We start from the raw sequence: 21,546 nt of genomic DNA on the forward strand, positions 1-21,546 counted from the left end.
ATCTCCTGGCAGATCCTTCGCGCCTAACCGACGGATGCCCCGGTCGGGTGACCGGGGCATCCGCATGATTCCTGGTGCTGAGGCGAGGGTTACGCCTCGCTCATAGCGGTCTTCTCGGCCTGACCCTTTGCCGCGTAGTACGCGGCGCGGGCGGCGATGCGGCGAGCCTGCTCTGCCTGACCTGCATCGAGAACCTCCTGAGGTACCTCGACGTTGGGAACTCGGCTCACGCCGTTGTACTTCTCGATGTAGGCGTCAAGCTCGGGGCCGGACTCCCACGACGTGATGAGGCAGTAGCGCGGCTCGGTGCCGTTGTGGGTGACGGCGTGCCACAGGCGCTGCGTGTCGACAATTACCTGCGCGCCGGCGGGCAGCGCAATGCGGTACTCAACGCTCGGGTCAGTGCGGTTCTCGCGCAGAACGAAGTAGCTGTCCTTGTCGTCCGACAGGTTGAAGAAGCCGCGAACTACCCAGCCAGTGCCGTCGGGGTTCAGACGGTTGTTGTCGTCCTGGTGAAGGTTGTAGAGGGTGTCGGCGTAGGTGTTCGGCATGAGCTCGATCACGCGGCAGCGGCCGACGTTTGCACCGGGCTCCAGAGCGCGCTCTACGAGCGTGGGAGCCTTCTCTACCTGCGACGGGATCCAGACGCCATCCTTGTCGGTGCGCGGCGGCTTGTGGTTCCAGAAGCCGTTGACCTCGATCTCACCCTTGGCGCTCGCGAGGGGCGCAAAGCGGGTCTCTCCCGAGGACTTCCAGTCGACATATTCGATGTCGTGCCATTCCTTGGGATCGATTGGCTTGTTGTAGCGGTCGAGTACGACATAGCCGGTCTCTTCGAGAGCGGCGGACTTGATGTAACCCATGAGGCGGATCATTCCCTTTCGTATGGGGCCAGCACGTTTTAACAGGCCCAACTTAGGTAAGCCTAACAGCCGACATCCACTTACACTGGGAAGGCCAGCACCTGAGGAGCTAAACATTCAGATGGATACCGCCACGAACGTCGACGCCACCGCTGTCAACACAATTCGATGGCTTTCAGCCCCCGCCACCACGATCATCGTTCCCGTCTACCAGCGGCAATACCGCTGGGACATTGGTGGATGCGAACAACTGCTCGCCGATATCCGCGCGGTCGCCGATTCCGAGGACCAGCAGACTCACTTCTTGGGTTCAATCCTCTCGACCTCGAGCAACGACGGCTCCGCTGGCGACCTCGTGCTTATCGACGGCCAGCAGCGCATCACGACGATCATGTTGCTCATCGCGGCGCTCCACCACACGGTCAAGAACGTCGACCCTGAGCTCGCATCCCACCTTGAGGCCGTGCTCATGCGCAACGCCGGCGAGCCGGGCACGAAGCTCCGCCCTCACCGCGAGTGGGCTGACGTCTTCGAGAGCGTCGTGCTTGACCGACGCCCCGCCGACGCCGAGCTGCGCGACTCTCGCTTCGACAACAACTACGCGTTCTTCCGCAGCCAGATTCCGGCCGAGGAGGTGCCGCGAATCTGGTCTGGTTTGCAGCGCCTTGAGCATGTCTCAATCACACTCGGCACCAATGCCAATGCACAGCAGACGTTCGAGAGCCTCAACTCGACGGGTGAACCGCTGCGCGATCATGAGCTGATCCACAACTACGTGCTGATGGGTCTTTCGCACGCCGAGCAGAGCGAAATCGAAGATAGTTTCTGGCTGCCCATCGAACACAACACGGGCGACGCAATCGGCGCATTCTGGCGGCACTTCATGATCATGACGACGGGTCGCGAAATCGACGCCGCCGACGGTCGAGGCGTCTACGACACGTTCCGCCACCGTTTTCCACGGCTAGACCTCCACATCCTCCGCAAGCAGGCCACCGAGTGGCGCGAGTTTTCGGAGGTCTACAGCGCGCTGCTCGACCCGACGCACGAGCCGGATGAGGAGATCGCCCGGCAGCTCGGCTACGTCAACACGTTTGGCCGGGGTATGTACCCCCTCGTCATGCGGGCCTACTACGACTACCGCCTGGGCATGTCGGCTCGGGATGCTCTGATCAACACACTCGAGAACATCCAGTCGCTGCTGCTGCGGCGCACTGCCGTCGGCCTCAAGAATGGCCGCCTCGTCGCACGGTTGTGCCGCGCTAGCGCGCACGGCCCCTCGGTATTGGCCTCCGCGAGTGCGCGGATCACCCCGTCAGATGAGCGGGTGCGGGTTGCGCTCAAGTACGGCGCCCTCCCCCACCCCGCATACGTGCTCGACCGTCTTTCCAACCACGATCGGGTTGCGGATCTGGATGTTGAGCACATCCTTCCCGTCACTCCCGGCGATTCTTGGTCGGGCGATGGCGTGCGCTCCTGGTCCGAGTTCAGCGAGGACGAGCAGAACAGCTACCGTGCCCTCTCGCAGACTCTGGGTAACCTCGCTCTTCTCGAACCGCACCTCGCAATGCGGGCGGGCAACGAGCCCTTCGCCGTGAAGCGCGACACGATCTATTCGCAGAGTGGCGTCGCCGCGACCCGCGAACTCGCCTCTGTTGAAACCTGGAACACGGCAGCCATCTCGGAGCGCACAGCGCGCCTCACGACCGAGTTCCTCCGCATCTGGGCTCGCCCAGCATCCGGTGAGATTGACGATGACGATCTGACCCCCGTTCTCGACGCCAAACGCCGCCGCGGCTGGCCACGCGGGTGGGAGCGTGAGTTTGACTACGTTGAGTACCGCGGCGAGCACTGGGAAGTGCACGACGTCAAGTACCTTTTCAATCGAGTATTCAAGCGGCTGTGGGCCGACTCCCGCGACAGCGTTGTCGCCTTCAGCGCCCGGCGCGGCGGGCCTATCTTCGACGCGCAAGCGTGGAACGGGCAGTGGGATGCACTGGATGATTCCCACTTTCTCTACATGGGCTGGGACTCCAAATACATGCTGACGGCCGTGCAGGGAGTGCTCGAAGAGTCTGGACTCGCATCCGATGTCTTCGTCAAGTACTCCTACATCGGCGACGCAATGTAGCTTCTGCTAGCGCTCGCTCGCCGGCACCGCCAGCACGTTGCGAATCGTTCTCGCACTGGCATTCCCAGCGAGATTGGCATTGGCTGGCCAAAGAACGGACAGGGCCCGCTCGGCCCTTGGTGAAGCGAAGAGGTCACGAGATGCGCGGTGTAATGATGTACGCCCCAGGGGATGTTCGCGTCGAGGACCGCCCCATGCCCTCCATCCTCGAACCCACCGATGCCATTATCAAGGTCGCCGCCACGTGCATATGTGGCTCCGATCTATGGCCATACCGTGGGTTGGAGCCGCTTGCGGCGGTTCCGCAGCCGATGGGTCACGAGTACGTCGGAGTGGTTGAGACCGTCGGCGACCAGGTGACGAGCGTTCGCCAGGGAGACTTCGTCGTCGGCTCATTTGTGGCCTCGGATAACACGTGCGAGATCTGTCGATCCGGATATCAGTCGCGGTGCATTCACAACGTGATGATGGGGTCGATCGGCACTCAGGCTGAGTACGCGCGCATCCCTCTCGCCGACGGCACCCTGGTCGCAACCCCCGCATACCCCGCCGATGACCTCATTGCCCCGCTGCTGGCCGCATCCGACGTTCTTGGTACGGGTTGGTATGCCGCGGTCGCCGCGCAGGCCGGCCCCGGTCGCACCATCGCCGTCGTCGGTGACGGCGCGGTGGGGCTCTGCGCGATCCTCGCCGCACGGCAGCTGGGGGCCGAACGGATCATCGCCTTCAGCCGCCATCCCGAGCGGCAGGCACTCGCGCGTGCGTTTGGAGCAACCGACATCGTCGAGGAACGTGGCGACGAGGGCGCAGCGAAGGTGCGAGAGCTCACTAACGGATATGGAGCGCACGGCACTGCCGAAGCGGTAGGCACACAGCTCTCTATGTCGCAGGCGATTCAGTCGACCCGGCCCGGCGGGTACGTGGGCTATGTCGGGGTCTCGCACGGCGTGGAGCTGCGGGGCATCGACCTGTTCTTCAGAAGCGTGCACCTGCACGGCGGCCCTGCTCCCGTGAGGCATTTTTTGCCGACGTTGATCAAGCTGATCGGCGACCGCAGCATCGACCCTGGCAGGGTGTTCGACGTCACTTTGCCCCTTGAGGATGCCGCCGAAGGGTACCGGGCGATGGATGAGCGCCGCGCCATCAAAGTCATGCTCACGCTGTAGAAAATGCACGCTGTCGAACTCTGCGCAACCAAAAACCCCCGCACACTGTGCGGGGGTTTTCTGTGGTGGGCCCTACCGGGATCGAACCGATGACATCCACGGTGTAAATGTGACCGGGACCCGATTGGCGCGAGCAGAAGCCCGGAAACATGCGGAACTTTCGTTCCTGAGGCGAGCGCCGTTGACTCCTGACCTTCCACGAGGAGGGCTGCGATGGCGGCTTTGAGCGCCCGCCTGGCTTCGCCAGGGTCGAAGCCACGCGCGAGCGTTGGCTCTATCGCCTCCGTCACCTGCTGGGGCAACGTGCGAGCATCCCGCGCCTGCCGACCGCTCAGACCGACTCGCCGCCGATTCCGTCCATCCATCTCAGCGGTCCCGTCACGGTCGCCCATCATGCCGCGACGTCGCCGTGGGCCAGCCCCGGCGACTCTAGGCGGACGCTTGACCGTGTTCCGACAACACGGTGTTCGCTGAACGTCATGAGAAACGAGAACGCGCGAGGTTCACGTCCGCGCCAACGATACGAGCAACATCGATCAGCGAGATCGCGAGGAATCGAGCGATGAAACCCATTCGAGTCGCGCTCCTCGCCGTCATCATCTTTGCCTGGGTGATCGCGGCAGGGAGCTTCGTCAACAGCATCGCCGACGTCTCCAGTTTTCCTGGCGGCGTGCGGAGCGTGCTCGGGCTGTGGCCGGATGCGGACACCGTCGCCGGCACAGCCGTCCGGTTCGGCGCGGTGGCGGTGCTCATCGCCGGGATCGTCGGCTACAGAGCGCTCGGCAAGCGGGTCAAGCGCCGGCAGGCGCTCCCCGCGGACGCCGACGCACGATGACGTCATAGCCCGAGGCAAAGACCGAGCTTGAACAACGGACCGCTGAGATCCGGCGTGGCGCCGGGAGCGGCCACAAGAGAGGAGATTTCCATGGATGCGTTCGCGATCGGTGACACGTCCGGTGATGACAGCGGCTATTCGGACGCGCGCCCCTCGTCGGCCGGCTCGGCATCGCGCTGCTGCATCTGCTCATGCGCGAGCCGGCTCGCCCGGACGATCACGTCGAGCTGCGCTGGGTTGTAGAGGGCGACTCCTTCGAAACCGGGAGGCAGGTCCGTCACGGAAGAGCCGATGAGGATCGCACTGATCTCAGCGCGAGCACGCTGAAGCCGCTCGATGCTCTTCGCGAGATCCGCATCAACCGCCGTCAGCGCTGCAGTGGGAGTGTCGTCGCCGAACCCCACCTGCTGAATCCGGTCGACGGGCACTCCCAGGTCGCGCAGGCGGCGGATCTGCAGGAGTCGGATCAGATGCCGGACCTCGTACTTCTTGTACCCGTTCGACATGCGATCAGGTTCCTCGAGCACGCCCACGCGGTGGTAGTGGCGGACGGTGTTCACGGCCGCTGACTTCAGGTCTGCAAGAACCCTCGCTCAGCTGAACAGGCCGCCGAACAGGAGGGAGACCATCATCGCGATTACCACCGAGTTGAAGACGAACGCGATGATCACGTTGGTGCGTACGACGCGCCATGCTCGGCGCGAATTGAGCTGAGCGGGTGTCGTGGCGGCCATAGTGGAGAGCAGCACGGCGAGGGTCACGTAGTCGCCGAAGCGTGCCCGCTCGGGAAAGTGGAAGCGCACGTGTTCGCCGTCGTCGGCAACCCCGAGGCGCAGGTAGGTCTGCGCGAACGAGAAGACCATGAGTATCCAGGAACTCGCGACCATTGACAGGGCTGCGGCGATGTAGACGGCTTCCCCGCGAAACTCGGGGCGCTGCCCGATCACCACGGTGACGACGACGGCGACGACGGCGGCCGAGATGGTCGTGTTGGTGGTGCCCGTCAGTCCGAGCAGCCGGGACAGCAGGCGTCGCTCGCCTTCATCGTCGGCTGCGATTACCTGCGCGAGGGAGGCGTGATCGAGCCGCGAGTACACCCACGACCCCCAGGCGACGTAGACGAGTGTGTAGGTGGGCCAGAGGATGACGAAGGCCGTCACTTGCATCTGCAATGTTTCGCTCAGGTCGACATCGGTGAACCGGATGATGGCCAGCAGGACAAGCGCCGTGACGAGCGTGGCCACCACGGTGCTGACGGTCACCCGCACGAAGTCGGTTTTCCAACGAAATGCCGGCGCCGTGCGCCGTGCGCCCTCCCATGGTCGGGGCCGCGCGTGCTGTGGGCTCATACCGCCATCTTTCAGGATGCTGGCTCGCGAGGAAAAGCTGAAAGCCTCGATCGGTAGGGACTTACGGCTGGCTCTGCTTTAGTTCTGCACAGATAGGCTCTGCGCATGACCGGCAGAGCGGGTACGTGCACTGATTCAGCAACGGTCCTCATCCTCGGACGCGTCATGCGATCGCTCACGCATCGCGACGCTTGAGCGTCACGATCGCCACGCTGAACAGTACGACGACCCAGACCACGAGGCCGAGAGCGCCCTGCCACGGTTCGAGGACCCAGAGACCATCGGCTCGGTTGAGCGGTGAGCCCGGTGCAACGAACTCGGCGTAGCCCGGGTGGCTGGTGAGGGCTCGGCCCAGGTTAAACGGGAGCAGCGCTACGAGGTTCTGCAACCAGACCTGCGACGCGGCACCACCGGCCACGAGGCCGAGCCCGAGCGGTACGACGAAAACGAATCCGAGTGCCGTGGCGATGCCGCTGGCGATGCTGCGCAGGCACGCGCCGATCGCGAAGGCAATGAGCCCGACCATCACGAGGTAGCCGACGCTGCCGATCATGGCACGCCAGTAGTGCGGGTCGTCGAGGCGGATGTCGATGCCGTTCCCGGCGAGAAGCGGGATGGAGATCGGGATCGTGACGGCCACCGCCATTGCACCGATAAGGAAGGTGACGACGGCGAACACCAACGCTTTGGCGAGCAGCGCGGGAACCCGACGCGGTACAGCCGTGAGGGTGGACCTGATCATTCCGCTGCTGTATTCGCCAGAAATCACCAGCACACCCAACACGCCCACGATAAGAACGTTGATATCGGTGCTGAGATTGATGACATTCACGCCGGCGTACTGCTGGCCTGTCTGTGCGACCTCTCCGTCGAACCAGGCGAAACTCGTCGAGGAGGACATCTGAGCTCCCACACCGACGGTGATCGCGACGATGGCGGCGTAGATCCACCAGGTCGATCGGATGCTGCGGAGCTTGATCCACTCGGAGTGGATGATCCCTCCGATGCTGAGGTTCTGTCCTGTGGCCGTGAAGACTGGAGTGGTGGTCGCGCTCATCGGGTTCCCTCCGAAGGGATCTGAGTGGTCGTGTACTCGGCCTCATCACGAGTCAGTTCCAAGTACGCCTCTTCGAGAGACCTCGTCACGGGCGTGAGCTCGTAGACGATGATGCCGGCTCCGGCCGCGATCTCCGCGATTCGCGCCGCGGCGACCTGGGTGACCGAGAGGAGGCCCGTCTCGGCGCTGGTGACGCCGGCGCCCTGCGCGGCGAGCAGCGCGCCGAGACGGGCAGCATCGTTCGCACGCACCAGCACGGAGTCCCCCGACGCCTTCGCGATGATCTCGCTGACAGGTGCATCAGCGAGCACCCTTCCGCGCCCGAGCACGATCAGATGCTCCGCGGTTTGCGCCATCTCGCTCATCAGGTGCGACGAGAGCAAGACCGTCCTCCCTTCCGCGGCGAGGGAGCGGGCGAGTCGGCGCACCCAAACGACGCCCTCGGGGTCGAGCCCGTTGACCGGTTCGTCGAGGATAAGCGTGGCGGGGTCGCCGAGCAGTGCGGTGGCGAGCCCGAGGCGCTGTCCCATTCCCAGCGAGAAGCCGCGTACGCGCTTCCGCGCCACCGAGTCGAGACCGGCGAGGCGGATGACCTCGTCGACGCGCTTCGTTCCGATGCGGTGCGTCGCCGCCATTGCGAGCAGATGGTCGCGGGCGGTGCGCCCTGGGTGCACGGCACGCGCGTCGAGGAGCACTCCCACCTCGTGCAGCGGCGACCGGTGGTCTTGGTAGGGCCGCCCGTTAATCGTTACCGTGCCGGAGGTGGGGCGATCGAGCCCGACGATCATGCGCATCGTCGTCGACTTGCCCGCCCCGTTCGGGCCAAGGAAACCGGTTACTCGTCCCGGAGCGACCGAGAAGTCGATGCCGTCGACGGCGGTCTTCGGTCCGTAGCGTTTGGTCAGGGACTGAGCGTGAATCATACGACTCCATTCTCTGCGGTGCCGCAGGTCGTACTGCCGAGCGAGAAACTAGCTCACCTAGTGGAAACTATGTGGCAGGGACAGTGTCAAGAGGGACACCCCCGTGCTGATCGCGACTTCGTCCATCGCGCGGCAAGTGGCGGGCGCGGGTCTACGCCAGCGGGCGCATATTCTCGACTCGCACGTTCACGCTCAAGACCGACGCCCGCACCTAGGAAGCCGAGCAGGTCAGGCAGCTGGCGATGGGCACCTACGTTCTCACGAGGGCTAACCTGAGAGTCGCCCAATGAGGAAGCCCCGGTCCGCAAGACGATGCTGACCGGGGCTTTTCTGTGGTGGGCCCTACCGGGATCGAACCGATGACATCCACGGTGTAAACGTGGCGCTCTACCAGCTGAGCTAAAGGCCCTCATGATTCGCGATGCGAACCGGTCACCAATACTAGCGTGCCGCACGCGAACCGATGACCATGCTATGCGATTGCGGCGAGTGCTTCGCGGTAGGCGGCGAGGTCGCGGGCCTGCCCTGGTGCCGTCTGGAAGGCGGCGCGAACGACGCCGTCGGTGTCGATGAGGAACGTGGCCCGGGTGGCAATGCCAGCTTCTTCGATGAACACGCCGTATTTGCGGGCGACTTCACCGTGCGGCCAAAAGTCGCCGAGAAGCGAAAACTCATAGCCCTCCTGCTCCGCAAACACGCGGAGGGTCGCCTTGTTGTTAACCGAGATAGCGAGGAGTTCAACATTGGCGTCGGCGAACATTGCGATGTTGTCGCGCAGCTCGCACAATTCGCCCGTGCAGGTGCCCGTGAACGCGAGCGGGTAGAAAACCAATGCGACGGGCTTCTTGCCAGCAAATGCCGACAGAGACACCGACTCGCCAAACTGATTCTGCAGCTCAAAATCTGGGGCGACGGTACCGACATCAACTGTCATAGTGCATCCTTTGCGTGGGCGTGAATCGGAGGGGAATCCTCGCGACATGGTAGCCATCGCTGTGGGAACCATCCAAATGAAAGCCCGTTTGAGTTACTAGGATGAGGGAGCCGCGCAAGGCGGAGACCGTGACAAACGGACTCGCAGTCGGCATCGAATGTACTCAATAACCAGAACGAGGCAATCCGTGTCAATTCACGATCAGGACCCGTACTCGATGAACCATGTCGACTCGGATCCCCAAGAGACAGCAGAGTGGCAGGAATCCCTCGACGGGCTTGTTGAGGCCCAAGGGCGGGGTCGCGGCCGCGACATCATGCTGAGCCTTCTCAAGCGCTCCAAAGACCTTCAGCTTGGTGTTCCGATGGTTCCCACCACCGACTACATCAACACCATCGCTGCCGAAAATGAACCAGAGTTTCCCGGTGACGAAGACATCGAGCGCCGCTACCGCGCCTGGATTCGCTGGAACGCCGCCATCACGGTGCACCGCGCCCAGCGGCCCGGCATCGCAGTCGGCGGTCATATCGCCAGCTACGCCTCTGCCGCATCCTTGTACGAGGTCGGCCACAACCACTTCTTCCGTGGCCAGGACCACGAGTCCGGCGGGGACCAGATCTACTACCAGGGCCACGCCTCCCCCGGCATGTACGCCCGTTCCTTCCTCGAAGGACGCCTCGGCGAAGAGCAACTTGACAGCTTCCGCCAGGAGAAGTCTCGCGCCCCCTACGGCCTCTCGTCGTACCCGCACCCCCGTCTCATGCCGAACTACTGGCAGTTCCCGACGGTCTCCATGGGCATCGGCCCGATCAACGCCATTTATCAGGCGCAGACCAACAAGTACCTGACCAACCGTGGCATCAAGGACCTTTCGGATGCCCAGGTTTGGGCCTTTCTCGGCGACGGCGAGATGGACGAGGTCGAGGCTCGTGGTGCACTGCAGCTCGCCGCCAACGACGGGCTAGACAACCTCAACTTCGTTGTCAACTGCAACCTGCAGCGCCTCGACGGTCCCGTGCGCGGCAACGGCAAGATCATTCAGGAGCTCGAAAGCTTCTTCCGCGGCGCTGGCTGGAATGTCATCAAGGTGATCTGGGGCCGCGAATGGGATGAGCTGCTGTCTCGCGACAGCGATGGCGCCCTCGTCAACCTCATGAACGTGACGCCTGACGGCGACTACCAGACCTACAAGACCGAGGATGGCGCCTATGTGCGCGAGAACTTCTTCGGCCGCGACCCGCGCACGCTCGACCTGGTCAAGGAATACACCGACGACCAGGTGTGGGGCCTCAAGCGCGGTGGCCACGACTACCGCAAGGTTTATGCGGCGTTCAAGGCCGCGACCGAGCACAAGGGCCAGCCCACCGTGATCCTGGCGCACACCATTAAGGGCTACGGACTCGGCAAGTCGTTTGAGGGGCGCAACGCGACCCACCAGATGAAGAAGCTCACGCTGCCCGACCTCAAGCAGTTCCGCGACGAGATGCGCATCCCGATCACCGACGCTCAGCTCGAGGCGGACCCCTACAAGCCGCCGTTCTACCACCCCGGCAACGACGACGAGGCCATCCAGTACCTGCACGAGCGCCGCCGCGCGCTCGGCGGCTATGTGCCTGAGCGTCGGTCAAAGTACACGCAGGTGAGCCTTCCCGAAGAGAAGACCTACGACGTCGTCAAGCGCGGTTCTGGCAAGCAAGAAGTCGCCACCACAATGGCGTTCGCTCGCCTCCTCAAAGACTTGCTGCGCTCCAAGGACTTCGGTCACCGCATCGTGCCGATCATTCCGGATGAGGCTCGCACGTTTGGTATGGACGCCTACTTCCCCACCGCCAAGATCTACAACCCCAACGGCATGCATTACACGTCTGTGGACCGTGAGCTTCTTCTGGCCTACAAGGAGAGCGTGCAGGGGCAAATCCTCCACGTTGGCATCAACGAAGCAGGCGCTGTCGCGGCCTTCACCGGGGTGGGCACGTCATATGCCACCCACGGCGAGCCGCTCATCCCCGTCTACGTCTTCTACTCGATGTTCGGGTTCCAGCGCACGGGCGACGCCTTCTGGGCCGCCGGCGACCAGATGGCTCGTGGCTTCGTCATCGGCGCGACCGCAGGCCGCACAACGCTTACGGGTGAAGGCCTGCAGCACGCCGATGGACACTCGCCGCTGCTGGCATCCACGAACCCCGCTGTGGTCAGCTACGACCCCGCCTGGGGCTACGAGCTCGGCCACATCGTGCGCGCAGGACTTGAGCGCATGTACGGGGGAACGCACCCCGACCCCAACGTCATGTACTACCTCACGGTCTACAACGAGCCGCTTCTGCAGCCCGCCGAGCCGGAGAACCTGGATGTTGACGGCCTGCTCAAGGGCATGTACCTGTTCAAGAAGTCCGAGGCAGCGGGCCCCAAGGCTCAGCTGCTGGCCTCCGGCGTTGCCGTGCCGTGGGCGCTTGAGGCACAGGAGCTTCTCGAAGCGGACTGGGGCGTTTCGGCCGATGTCTGGTCGGTGACGTCGTGGAACGAGCTTCGCCGCGATGGCGTTGCCGCAGAGGAGCACAACTTTCTCCACCCGCAGCAGGAGAAGCGCGTTCCCTATGTCACCGAGAAGCTTGCCGGTGCCGAGGGGCCGATCGTTGCGGCTACGGACTTCATGCACTCCGTGCCTGACCAGATCCGCCAGTTCGTGCCCAATGACTTCGCCACCCTTGGGGCCGATGGGTTCGGATTCTCCGACACCAGGGCTGCGGCGCGACGCTTCTTCCACATCGACGGTCCGTCGATTGTGGTGCGCACGCTTCAGTCCCTCGCCCAGCGCGGTCTCGTAGAGGCCGATGTCCCGCTCCGCGCGATCGAGAAGTACCGTCTTCTCGATGTCACCGCGGGCACCTCCGGCAACGCCGGCGGCGAGAGCTAGGCGCAAACACCCGATGGCCGCACCCCGCACCAAGGAGCAGACGCTCGCCTGGCTCAAGACTGTGTCAGGCGAGCTCGCCACCGCGACTCTCAAGCGACTTGAAGACACCCTCTCCTGGTATGGCGACATGCCACCGGGGCGTCGTTCGGCCGTGGGCATGGTGGCGCAGAACGGCATCACCTCGTTCATTCATTGGTATGACGACCCAAGCTCGACGCCGTGGATCGCGGCCGATGTGTTTGGGGCGGCCCCTCGGGAGCTTCTTCGCTCGGTGAGTCTCACCCAGACTCTTCAGCTGATTAAGGTCACGGTCGAGGTCGTCGAGGAGCGGGTCAAGGGCAAAGACGAGTCGCTACGCGAGGCGATTCTCTTGTACTCACGCGAAATCGCCTTCGCGGCAGCCGATGTGTATGCCCGTGCGGCTGAGGCTCGTGGGTTGTGGGATGCCCGTCTCGAAGCCCTTGTCGTCGACTCGATCTTGAGTGGCGAGTACGACGACGAACTGCCCAGCCGCATCGCTGCCCTCGGGTGGCATGGCCACGGTGAGGTCTCGGTTCTTGTCGGCACCGCCCCCAAGATGCTCGATGTCGACATGCTTCGGCGCACCGCCCGCCACCTCGATTCGGATGTTCTCATCGGGGTGCAGGGAAGTCGCCTGGTGCTCGTAATCGGCCGCTCGACCCCTGCGGCATCCGCACCTGTGGAAGAGGGCGGAACCCCGCGGGTCACCTTCTTAGAAATCGCGAAGGCCCTTGAGCCCGGATTCGGTGATGGCTACCTCATCCTCGGCATTGAGGTTGCCTCTTTGGTCGAAGCCTCCCGGAGCGCAAAGGCCGCGCTTGCGGGATTCGCGGTCGCTCGGTCATGGCGCAACGCCCCGCGACCGGCGCTGGCCGACGATCTGCTGCCCGAGCGCGCTCTCGCTGGAGACCCGCTCGCGCGGTCGACCCTAATCAACCGCATTTACAAGCCTTTGCAGGCTCATTCGACTGAGCTTCTCGGCACCCTCTGGTGCTACCTCGATAACGGCAGGTCGCTTGAGGCAACGGCCCGCGAGCTCTTCGTGCACCCCAATACGGTGCGGTACAGGCTCAAGCGGGTTTCCGAGGTCATCGGCTGGGATGCGACCGGGGCGCGGGAGTCGCTCATCCTCCAGGCTGCCCTCATCGTGGGGTCGATCGCGGAGACAGAGCACCTTCCCCGCCGTCGCTCCACGCACTAACCCACCGAGTGGAGCCGCGGTAGTGTGACTCCGCACACAAAGCTTTGGCGTGATCTTCGTCGAAATGCGCAGCATAAATCTGCTCAGGATTGGGAAACTAGATAAGTGATTGTCATCGTCTGCCCGGGACAGGGCTCCCAGACCCCCGGATTTCTCGAGCCCTGGCTCGCAGACTCCCGCTACGCGAGTCAGCTAGCGCGATACTCCGAGGCTGCTGGAATGGATCTCGCCGCCCACGGCACGACATCCGATGCCGACACCATTAGGAACACCGCAGTGGCCCAGCCGCTGATCGTGGCCGCGGGCCTCCTGGCGCTCGGCAGCATTCTGGAGCAGCGGCGCGACGCGATTGGCGGAATCGCCGGCCACTCCGTCGGCGAGTTCACGGCAGCAGCCGGAGCTGGCATCCTCAGCGACGACGATGCCATTCGGCTCGTCACAGAACGCGGCGCTGCCATGGCGGATGCTGCTGCGGCCTCGCCCACCGGCATGAGTGCGGTGGTGGGCGGCGACGAGACAGAGCTTCTGGCACGCCTCTCGGAGCTAGGGCTCGCTCCCGCCAACTTCAATGGTGGCGGACAGATCGTCGTCGCTGGCGATCTGGCGGCCCTCGAAGCACTCAAGAGCGACCCGCCAGCAGGCGCCCGGGTCATTCCGCTTCAGGTTGCCGGGGCCTTCCACACTCAGCACATGGCCCCCGCCGTCGACCGCCTTCGCGCGGCAGCCGCATCCATCACACCGCACGCCCCTACTCTGCCCATCTGGACCAATCGCGACGGAAGCACCGTCGACGACGGCACAGCCTTTGTCGACCTCCTTGTCGGCCAGGTGTCATCTCCCGTGCGTTGGGACCTCACGATGGAGACGCTGGGTGCTACCGGCGTCACCGGCATCATCGAGGTTGCCCCAGCGGGCGCTCTCGTGGGACTCGCCAAGCGCGCCCTTCGCGGTGTTCCGACCGTGGCCATTAAAACCCCTGACGACCTCGCGGCCGCCTTCGACCTCATCGACGGGAAGTAACTCGTGCCTACTCTTATCCAGTCAACGGGCCCCCAGTTCACCCGCATCCTGAGCTACGGCGCGGCCAGGGGCGATGTGTCCGTGCCTAACGAGGCTCTCATCGGCCCCATCGACTCCAGCGACGAGTGGATCCAGCAGCGCACGGGAATCGTGACCCGCACCCGCGCCTCCGTCGGAATCCTCGCAATAGATCTGGCAACAGAAGCGGCTCAGGAGGCGATCGAGAAGTCCGGCATCGCGCCCGACCTCATCGACCTCGTGATCATCGCCACGGTCAGCAATGTTCAGCAAACCCCGTCGATGGCCGCAGTCGTGGCCGACCGGGTGGGCGCTAATCCCGCTGCCGCCTACGACACCAACGCCGCCTGCGCAGGTTTCAGCTATGCGGTGACGCAGGCGGATGCTCTCATCCGCAGCGGGGCTGCCCACTACGCCCTGGTGATTGGCGCAGAAAAACTCTCGGACATTGTGGACCCGACCGACCGCTCGATCTCCTTCCTTCTCGGCGATGGTGCCGGGGCTGTCGTCATCGGTCCGAGCGACTTTCCTGGAATCTCGGCCCCTGTGTGGGGCTCTGACGGCTCCAAGGCTGCCGCGGTCGGCATGAACGCGACCCTCGTTGATTACCGGGACGGCGATGCCAAGTGGCCGACGCTGCGCCAAGAAGGGCAGACGGTCTTCCGCTGGGCGGTATGGGACATGGCCAAGGTTGCCCGCAAGGCGCTTGAGGTCGCCGGGATCACTGCCGACGACCTGGCTGCATTCATTCCTCACCAGGCAAACATGCGCATCATCGACGAGTTCGCCAAGCAACTGAAACTGCCCGAAACCGTGCTCGTTGCCCGCGATATCGCCACGACCGGAAACACCTCGGCAGCGTCGATTCCGTTGGCCACCCATCGCCTGCTGCAGGAGCATCCTGAGCTCAGTGGTGGCCTCGCCCTGCAAATCGGATTCGGCGCTGGGCTCGTCTTCGGCGCCCAGGTCGTGGTTCTGCCCTAAACTTGCCCACGGTCAAACGACACCCTCAAGGAGAAAAACACATGGCATTGTCCACCGAAGAAGTTCTGGCCGGCCTCGCCGAGCTGATCAACGATGAGACCGGAATCGCAACCGACACGGTTGAGATGGGCAAGTCGTTCACCGACGACCTCGACATCGACTCCATCTCGATGATGACCATCGTCGTCAACGCAGAAGAGAAGTTCGACGTGAAGATCCCGGACGACGAGGTCAAGAACCTGAAGACCGTCGGCGACGCCGTCAACTTCATCGTCGCAGCCCAGGGCTAGATCCCGACGTAGCGCGGATCGGCCCGGGGTTACTCGGGCCGATCACGCCGCAACGCCACAGATACAAGCCGATTGAGAGTTTCGTAATGACCAAAAAGATTGTCGTCACCGGCCTCGGAACGACCTCCCCTCTTGGAGGCTCCGTCGGTGACACCTGGAAAGCCCTTCTGGCCAAGGAATCCGGCGTTCGTCCGCTCGAGCAGGAATGGGTGGAGAAGTACGAGCTGCCCGTCTCGTTCGCTGGCCAGGCCCGAGTGCCCGCCGCCGATGTGCTGGAGCGAGTCGAAACCAAGCGTCTTGACCCGAGCAGCCAGTTCGCCCTGATCGCTGGTCGCGAGGCCTGGGCAGATGCGGGAGCACCGGATGTTGACCCCGAGCGCATTGGCGTCGACTTCGCGACGGGAATCGGTGGCGTTTGGACCCTCCTCGATGCGTGGGACACCCTGCGCGAAAAGGGACCCCGCCGCGTTCTGCCCATGACTGTTCCCATGCTCATGCCGAACGGCCCTTCGGCTGCCGTGAGCATGGAAATCGGCGCCCGCGCCTATTCGCGCACTGTCGTCTCGGCCTGCGCCTCTGGCACGGAGTCGATTGTCAATGCTTATGAGCACCTCCAAGCCGGCTACGCCGACATTGTTGTTGCAGGTGGCTCAGAGGCCGCCATTCATCCGCTGCCGATCGCGGCATTCGCTGCCATGCAGGCGCTCTCTAAGCGCAATGACTCCCCCGAGACCGCCTCTCGCCCCTACGACCTCAGCCGCGACGGCTTCGTGCTCGGCGAGGGCGGCGCAGCACTCGTGCTCGAAACCGAGGAGCATGCTCTCGCCCGTGGTGCCCGCATCTATGCGGAGCTCACAGGAGGCGCCGTGACGAGCGATGCGTACCACATCACAGCGCCAGACCCGGCGGGTTCTGGTGCGGGCCGTGCCATGCGCGCTGCAATCGAGCAGGCGGGCGCGTCGATCAGCGACGTCACCCACATCAACGCTCACGCCACGAGCACGCCGGTGGGCGACATCGCGGAGTTCAACGCCATCAAGGCGATCTTCGGCGAGCACACTGCGAACATCGCGATCTCGGCGACGAAAGCATCCACCGGTCACCTCCTCGGCGGCACGGGGGCTCTCGAGGCGATCTTCACAGTGCTCGCGCTTCACGAGCGCCTCGCCCCTCCGACTCGCAACCTCACGGAACAAGACCCTGCGATTGAGCTAGACGTGGTCACGGAGCCTCGCGCCCTAGGAGACGGCCCCCTCTTCGCGCTGAGCAACTCATTCGGCTTCGGCGGCCACAACGCCGTCGTCGCGTTCCGCAGCTACTGAGATAGGCGCGGGCCTCTATGCGCATTGCGATCGTTAGCGACTACTTTCTCGACTACGTCGGTGGAGCGCAAACATCGATGCAGCAGCAGAGGCTCGCCCTGCTCGAAGCGGGCCACGAGGTGGTGATGGTTTCCGCCGTTCGCGGCGGATCCGGACGGTATCACCGCACGGCAGAGGGGCTTACGATCAAGCCAGCGTTTACGCTGCCTGGCCTGCGGCTGCCGGTAATCCCCAACAACGACGCAACTCGGCGCAGACTCCGTGCCCTCTTCATTCACGAGCGCATCGATGCCGTGCACGTGCAGACGGAGTTCGGCCTCGCCCACGCTGCTGCAGATGTCGCTGCCGAACTCAAGATCCCTGCCCTGCACACCGTTCACACGTTCTATTGGGCGAGCGAGGGAGCCAACGCCGCCGTCGCACCCGTCATCCGTTACCTCCTCGGTCGCCTCACGGGCACTCGACTTCCTCGCGTAGCGCTCAGCGATCGCGCGTCGGACAACGTGCTGCGCAACCTCACGCTCTCCATGGCTCAGCGCGCAGACGTTGTGATCTCGCCCTCTGCTCACCAGGCGCGAGATCTCACTGCCGCGGGGGTCACGAGTGAAATCCGCATCGTTCCCAACCCCATTGCGACATCGGCTTTGCCATCGGAGGCGCTCGCGCCCGAGGCCGCGGTTCGGCCCTCTTTTCTGTGGGTCGCGCGCTGCGAAGCGGTCAAGCGCCCCCTCGTCTTCGCCGAGGCCGCTGTTGAGGCCCTTCGGCGCGCGCCGGGAACATTCAGTGTCGACTTTGTCGGTGAGGGAGTCGAACTGCCGGCTCTGCGCAAGTTGACCGCTGGTATCAGCGACATTCGAGTTCACGGCAATCTGCCACACGACCAGGTGCTTCGCCTCATGGACGAGAGCGCCGCCGTGGTGCTAACGTCCGTCGGTTTTGACAACCAGCCGATGACGATCGCAGAAGCCGTAAGTCGGCAGCGAGGGGTGCTTTATTGCGATCCGAAGCTGCAAGAGGGTCTCGGGGAGGCGGGATTCCTCGCGGAGTCTCCGGATGCCGCGGGCCTCGCTGACGCGTTGGTGGCCCTTTCTACGGCTCCTGAGCCGCTGCTGGCACTCTCCGAGGGCGCTGGGCGGGAACGCACCCTGTTCGCGCCAGAGACGTTCGTGGCGCACCTCGAGTCGATCGTGCAGACGGCGCCGGAGCGCAGCTAAGCCCTACGATCGTTGCGGCGGCTAGCCGACCTTGTGAAGCCAGACAACCTGGTTGCTGTCGCTCGCGTGACGGAACACCTCAAGCTCGTCGTCCCACGCCTGACCCAGGGCAAGGCGGAGCTCGCGGTGCAGCTCGAAAGCGTCTGACCCGGCCATCTCCATTGCATAGCGGATGCGGTCTTCGGGGATCACGACATTGCCCGCGGTATCGGTCTGGGCAAAGAAGATTCCGAGATCCGGCGTGTGAAGCCAGCGACCGCCATCACTGCCCGGGGTCGGGTCTTCCGTCACTTCGTAGCGCAGATGCTCCCACCCCCGCAGAGCGGATGCCAGAGCGGCCCCCGTTCCCTGCTCGCCCTCCCAATAGAACTCGGTGCGAAGCGCACCCTTGAGGACGGGTTGGTCTGACCAGGAGAAGTTCACGGCACGATCAATGGCGCGACCTGCAGCCCACTCAATATGTGGGGCGAGCGCGCGAGGAGCAGAGTGCACAAAAAGCACTCCGCGTGCGGTTGCTGCAGCCACTTTCTCTCCATTTCGTTTGGTTCGACTTCCCCATCGACCAACGAAACTCGGGTGGCTCTCGGCAACGAGATATGAAATTAACGAAGCAATGCTTCTTCTCGCATTATGCCTGATCAGCGCTGGTTCTCACAAGCGACTCACGGCAAACGCTATTTCGCCTCGCCATAGTTGTCGACAACGGCAACGGTCAGAGGGAACGTGACGGGAAAATCGGCAAACAGGAGCCGGCCGGCAGCCTCGGCAGAATCGCGCACCAGGGCGTCAACCGCCGCAGCATGTTCGGCCGGAGCGTGGATCACTACCTCGTCGTGCAAAAAGAAAGCGAGATGCGGGGACTCCATAAGAGGCGACTCGCCCCCGAGCGCGTGAAGCCGTGAGCGGATAAACGCCATCCACGCCAGCGCCCACTCAGCAGCTGTGCCCTGGACAACGAAGTTTCGGGTGAAGCGTCCCCAACTGCGCGCAGCGCCCCGCGCGCGATCCTGGGCAGCAGCGGACGCGCCATCTGCCGAGGCGAGCGATTGAGCGTCATGCCAATCGGAGGCTGGCACCGGTGAGGTGCGGCCGAGCCACGTGGCAACGGGGTCTCCCCGTTCGCCTGTTCGCGCAGCATCCTCCACAAGCCCCAAGGCACGGGGAAATGCGCGAGCGAGCCTTGGAAGTAGCCGGCCGCTCTCCCCCGTCGTCGCCCCATACATTGCGCCGAGCATGGCGACCTTTGCCTCGTCTCGCGTGGTCACTGCGCCAACCTGCACGATTCCCGCATACAGATCACCAGAAGCCCCCGCGGCCGCCATGGCCCGGTCAGCGGCAATCGCGGCCAGGATGCGCGGTTCCAGCTGGGAAGCATCGGCCACGATGAGCTTCCACCCCGGATCGGCCACAACAGCGGCACGGATCTGGCGGGGAAGCTGAAGCGCGCCCCCTCCTCCCCTGCTCGACCACCGACCAGTGACGACTCCTCCCGGCACATAATCCGGGTAGAAACGCCCGTCTCGCACGTTGGTGTCGAGCCAGTGCCAACCGTTTGCGCTCATCAAGCGCGCTAGGCGCTTGTATTCGAGGAGCGGCGCGATGGCCGGGTGATTGACCTCGCTGAGCTCCCATTTGCTGGTGGAGTTGACCATGAGGCCTGCCCTACGCAGAGCCTTGAGCGTGGCCGCGGCGGAATCCGGGTTCAGATCCTGAGCGTCAAGCGCCTCTCTCACCTCGCGGGCGAGCCGCTCCATTTCGACAGGGCGGTCACCCAGCCGAGGACGAGGCCCGAGCGTGCGGGTAAGCAGGTCGTTGTGAATCTCCGCGCGCCACGGCAGCCCTGCGTGCCGGATCTCGACCGCAACGAGGGCACCGGCCGACTCCGCCGCCAGCAAAAGGGCAAGACGCGGGGTCGTCGCCGCCTGCTGACGCTGAAACTCCGTCAATGGGTCAGGTGCGGATGCCGCTGCCTCGTGGTCGTCGAACTCAAAGAGGGCGGCGCCGGCGGGGGCTGCCACCGCTTCTTGAGGCGCAGCATCCCAGGCGTCAAGCGGTAGCTCCGAGGGCGAGAAGGCTCCCGAAGCGTGGGTGTTGCGCAGAATCGCCCGACACAAGCGCAGGTCGTGGCACCGGTCAACCCGCACGCCCGCAGCGAGCAAGGCGGGGTACCAGTTGTTGGTGTCATCCCACACCCATCGCGGCCGTGCCGCCTCGTGAGCACGCACGGCATCCCCAAAACCGGCGCGAGACACGATGGTCGCACCACCAATGGCTCCCGAGTCGTCGACCGGGGTAATCGACACCGCGTCGACGAGGGCGGAGACGATCAGATGCACTGACCCAGTCTGGCGCACACCACCGACACCGTTCGCACGAGCGATGCCGCCGTTAGTGGAGGAGCCCGCCACCCTTAGCGAGAACGTTCTTCTCGCCAGCCTCGATCGGCACGCTGAAGCGGTTCTGCAGCGGAGGCATCGGGCAGTTGAACGCATACGAAAAGGCGCACGGGGGAAGCACTGCGAGGTTGAAGTCAAGCGTAATCGTGCCGTCGGGCTGTGGCGCCACGAAGAGAAAGCGGCCAACGCTGTAGGTGGAATCACCGCTTGTCGCATCAGAGAACACCAGCTGGAGTGCCCGGCCAGAGCGGAACGCCGCGAGGTTGTATTCCTGGCCGTCTTTTTCAAAGCTGATCTCGCCAGGGACAACCATCTCCCTGGTGCGCCCGTCGTCCTTGAGATGCTCGAAGCCCACGGTCGTGCCGCCCTCGATCTCGCGGAACTGCGCTGTGATTACCCAGTCCGGGTTGTAAGGAAAAGCGTCGATGCCGCCAAACGACTGGATCGCCTCCGAGTTTGAATCCCACACCCGCAGCGCATAACCGCCCTCAACGGAGATCACAAAGCCCATCACCGTGTCGCTGAAGCGGATCTCTCCCGGTTCTGCAGAATCCTTTGCCGCCACTACGACTGAACCATCGACCAGCTCGCCGCTGACCGTGATTCCGTCGGACGCCTCCGCAGTGAGCATCACACCAGACTCGCCCGCCGGCAGCGGTGCCCAAACTCCAGGAACGCCCCAGACCGACTGCTCCGAGTCGATGAGCTGAGTCGTCGTAAGCGCGAGGCTGCCCTGTGGCTGCACCACCGACTGGTCCCGGCGCGCCCGAAAGGTTGCGAGGCGGGCTTCGGGGGTTGCTGTTGCGGTCTCAGTCATGTGTCCATCCTTGTCGAGGTCACCTGGGGGAACGCGGATGCCGCCCCGCGTGTTCCCAGGGTCGCCAGAAATCCCGGGGTGTTGGGCGGCG

General features: G+C 64.1%; 19 protein-coding genes and 1 tRNA gene. 10 read left to right on the forward strand and 10 right to left on the reverse strand.

The genetic code is table 11. The annotated features are described in order from the left end of the window. Positions 1-89: 89 nt before the first annotated feature. Positions 90-863, reverse strand: a complete 774-nt coding sequence (locus tag C2138_RS07205) for a hypothetical protein (protein WP_108518923.1) — start codon at positions 861-863, stop codon at positions 90-92. 121 nt (positions 864-984) lie between these two features. On the opposite strand from C2138_RS07205, the gene C2138_RS07210 reads away from it, so the two are divergent. From C2138_RS07210 to C2138_RS07220, 3 genes are all read left to right on the forward strand, one after another. Then, the gene (locus C2138_RS07210) at positions 985-2,994 is read left to right on the forward strand and encodes a DUF262 domain-containing protein (RefSeq protein ID WP_108516665.1); all 2,010 of its coding nucleotides are present in this window, start codon (positions 985-987) and stop codon (positions 2,992-2,994) included. A 140-nt stretch (positions 2,995-3,134) separates the two neighbouring features. Beyond that, positions 3,135-4,160, forward strand: coding sequence for a zinc-dependent alcohol dehydrogenase family protein (locus C2138_RS07215; protein WP_108516667.1), 1,026 nt, complete (start codon positions 3,135-3,137; stop codon positions 4,158-4,160). Between the two features lie 562 nt (positions 4,161-4,722). Beyond that, entirely contained in the window at positions 4,723-4,995 is a 273-nt protein-coding gene (locus tag C2138_RS07220; protein WP_108516668.1) for a hypothetical protein, read from the forward strand. 134 nt (positions 4,996-5,129) lie between these two features. Here the strand turns inward: C2138_RS07220 and C2138_RS07225 are convergent, their stop codons facing one another. The 6 genes from C2138_RS07225 to C2138_RS07250 form a co-directional block, all read right to left on the reverse strand. After that, a complete protein-coding gene (locus tag C2138_RS07225; RefSeq protein ID WP_158268747.1) occupies positions 5,130-5,555 on the reverse strand; it encodes a MerR family transcriptional regulator in 426 nt (141 codons plus the stop codon). Positions 5,556-5,588: 33 nt separating this feature from the next. Then, complete coding sequence (locus tag C2138_RS07230) at positions 5,589-6,344, reverse strand: DUF1345 domain-containing protein (protein ID WP_108516670.1); 756 nt, start codon at positions 6,342-6,344, stop codon at positions 5,589-5,591. 175 nt (positions 6,345-6,519) lie between these two features. Continuing rightward, positions 6,520-7,401, reverse strand: a complete 882-nt coding sequence (locus C2138_RS07235) for an ABC transporter permease subunit (protein ID WP_108516672.1) — start codon at positions 7,399-7,401, stop codon at positions 6,520-6,522. Then, positions 7,398-8,324, reverse strand: a complete 927-nt coding sequence (locus C2138_RS07240; RefSeq protein ID WP_108516674.1) for an ABC transporter ATP-binding protein — start codon at positions 8,322-8,324, stop codon at positions 7,398-7,400. Before C2138_RS07240 ends, C2138_RS07235 begins: the two co-directional genes overlap by 4 nt. A gap of 333 nt (positions 8,325-8,657) precedes the next feature. Further along, positions 8,658-8,733: transfer RNA gene (locus tag C2138_RS07245), tRNA-Val, on the reverse strand. Positions 8,734-8,796: 63 nt separating this feature from the next. Continuing rightward, positions 8,797-9,258 carry a peroxiredoxin gene (locus C2138_RS07250; RefSeq protein ID WP_108516676.1) on the reverse strand — a complete coding sequence of 154 codons (462 nt, stop codon included), beginning with the start codon at positions 9,256-9,258 and terminating at the stop codon, positions 8,797-8,799. A 187-nt stretch (positions 9,259-9,445) separates the two neighbouring features. Here C2138_RS07250 and aceE point away from each other — a divergent pair, with 187 nt between their 5' ends. The 7 genes from aceE (at position 9,446) to C2138_RS07285 (ending at position 18,242) form a co-directional block, all read left to right on the forward strand. After that, entirely contained in the window at positions 9,446-12,172 is a 2,727-nt protein-coding gene (aceE, locus tag C2138_RS07255; RefSeq protein WP_108516678.1) for a pyruvate dehydrogenase (acetyl-transferring), homodimeric type, read from the forward strand. Between the two features lie 13 nt (positions 12,173-12,185). Next, positions 12,186-13,394: a PucR family transcriptional regulator gene (locus C2138_RS07260; RefSeq protein ID WP_108516680.1), complete on the forward strand. Its 1,209-nt coding sequence runs from the start codon at positions 12,186-12,188 to the stop codon at positions 13,392-13,394. A gap of 105 nt (positions 13,395-13,499) precedes the next feature. Beyond that, positions 13,500-14,414: an ACP S-malonyltransferase gene (locus C2138_RS07265; RefSeq protein ID WP_108516682.1), complete on the forward strand. Its 915-nt coding sequence runs from the start codon at positions 13,500-13,502 to the stop codon at positions 14,412-14,414. 3 nt (positions 14,415-14,417) lie between these two features. Continuing rightward, the gene (locus tag C2138_RS07270) at positions 14,418-15,416 is read left to right on the forward strand and encodes a beta-ketoacyl-ACP synthase III (protein ID WP_108516684.1); all 999 of its coding nucleotides are present in this window, start codon (positions 14,418-14,420) and stop codon (positions 15,414-15,416) included. A 41-nt stretch (positions 15,417-15,457) separates the two neighbouring features. Beyond that, entirely contained in the window at positions 15,458-15,706 is a 249-nt protein-coding gene (locus C2138_RS07275; protein ID WP_108516685.1) for an acyl carrier protein, read from the forward strand. A gap of 86 nt (positions 15,707-15,792) precedes the next feature. Next, positions 15,793-17,028, forward strand: a complete 1,236-nt coding sequence (locus tag C2138_RS07280; RefSeq protein ID WP_108516687.1) for a beta-ketoacyl-[acyl-carrier-protein] synthase family protein — start codon at positions 15,793-15,795, stop codon at positions 17,026-17,028. A gap of 17 nt (positions 17,029-17,045) precedes the next feature. Next, positions 17,046-18,242 carry a glycosyltransferase family 4 protein gene (locus C2138_RS07285; RefSeq protein WP_108516689.1) on the forward strand — a complete coding sequence of 399 codons (1,197 nt, stop codon included), beginning with the start codon at positions 17,046-17,048 and terminating at the stop codon, positions 18,240-18,242. A gap of 21 nt (positions 18,243-18,263) precedes the next feature. Here C2138_RS07285 and C2138_RS07290 read toward each other — a convergent pair whose 3' ends face one another. The 3 genes from C2138_RS07290 to C2138_RS07300 form a co-directional block, all read right to left on the reverse strand. Beyond that, complete coding sequence (locus C2138_RS07290) at positions 18,264-18,767, reverse strand: DUF3145 domain-containing protein (protein ID WP_108516690.1); 504 nt, start codon at positions 18,765-18,767, stop codon at positions 18,264-18,266. Positions 18,768-18,916: 149 nt separating this feature from the next. Then, the gene (locus tag C2138_RS07295; protein WP_241961069.1) at positions 18,917-20,578 is read right to left on the reverse strand and encodes a bifunctional 3'-5' exonuclease/DNA polymerase; all 1,662 of its coding nucleotides are present in this window, start codon (positions 20,576-20,578) and stop codon (positions 18,917-18,919) included. 52 nt (positions 20,579-20,630) lie between these two features. Further along, on the reverse strand, positions 20,631-21,455 hold the full coding sequence (locus C2138_RS07300; protein WP_108516693.1) for a DUF1684 domain-containing protein: 825 nt from the start codon (positions 21,453-21,455) through the stop codon (positions 20,631-20,633). Positions 21,456-21,546: the final 91 nt, after the last annotated feature.

This window comes from Salinibacterium hongtaonis (assembly GCF_003065485.1).
Classification (GTDB): Bacteria; Actinomycetota; Actinomycetes; order Actinomycetales; family Microbacteriaceae; genus Homoserinimonas; species Homoserinimonas hongtaonis.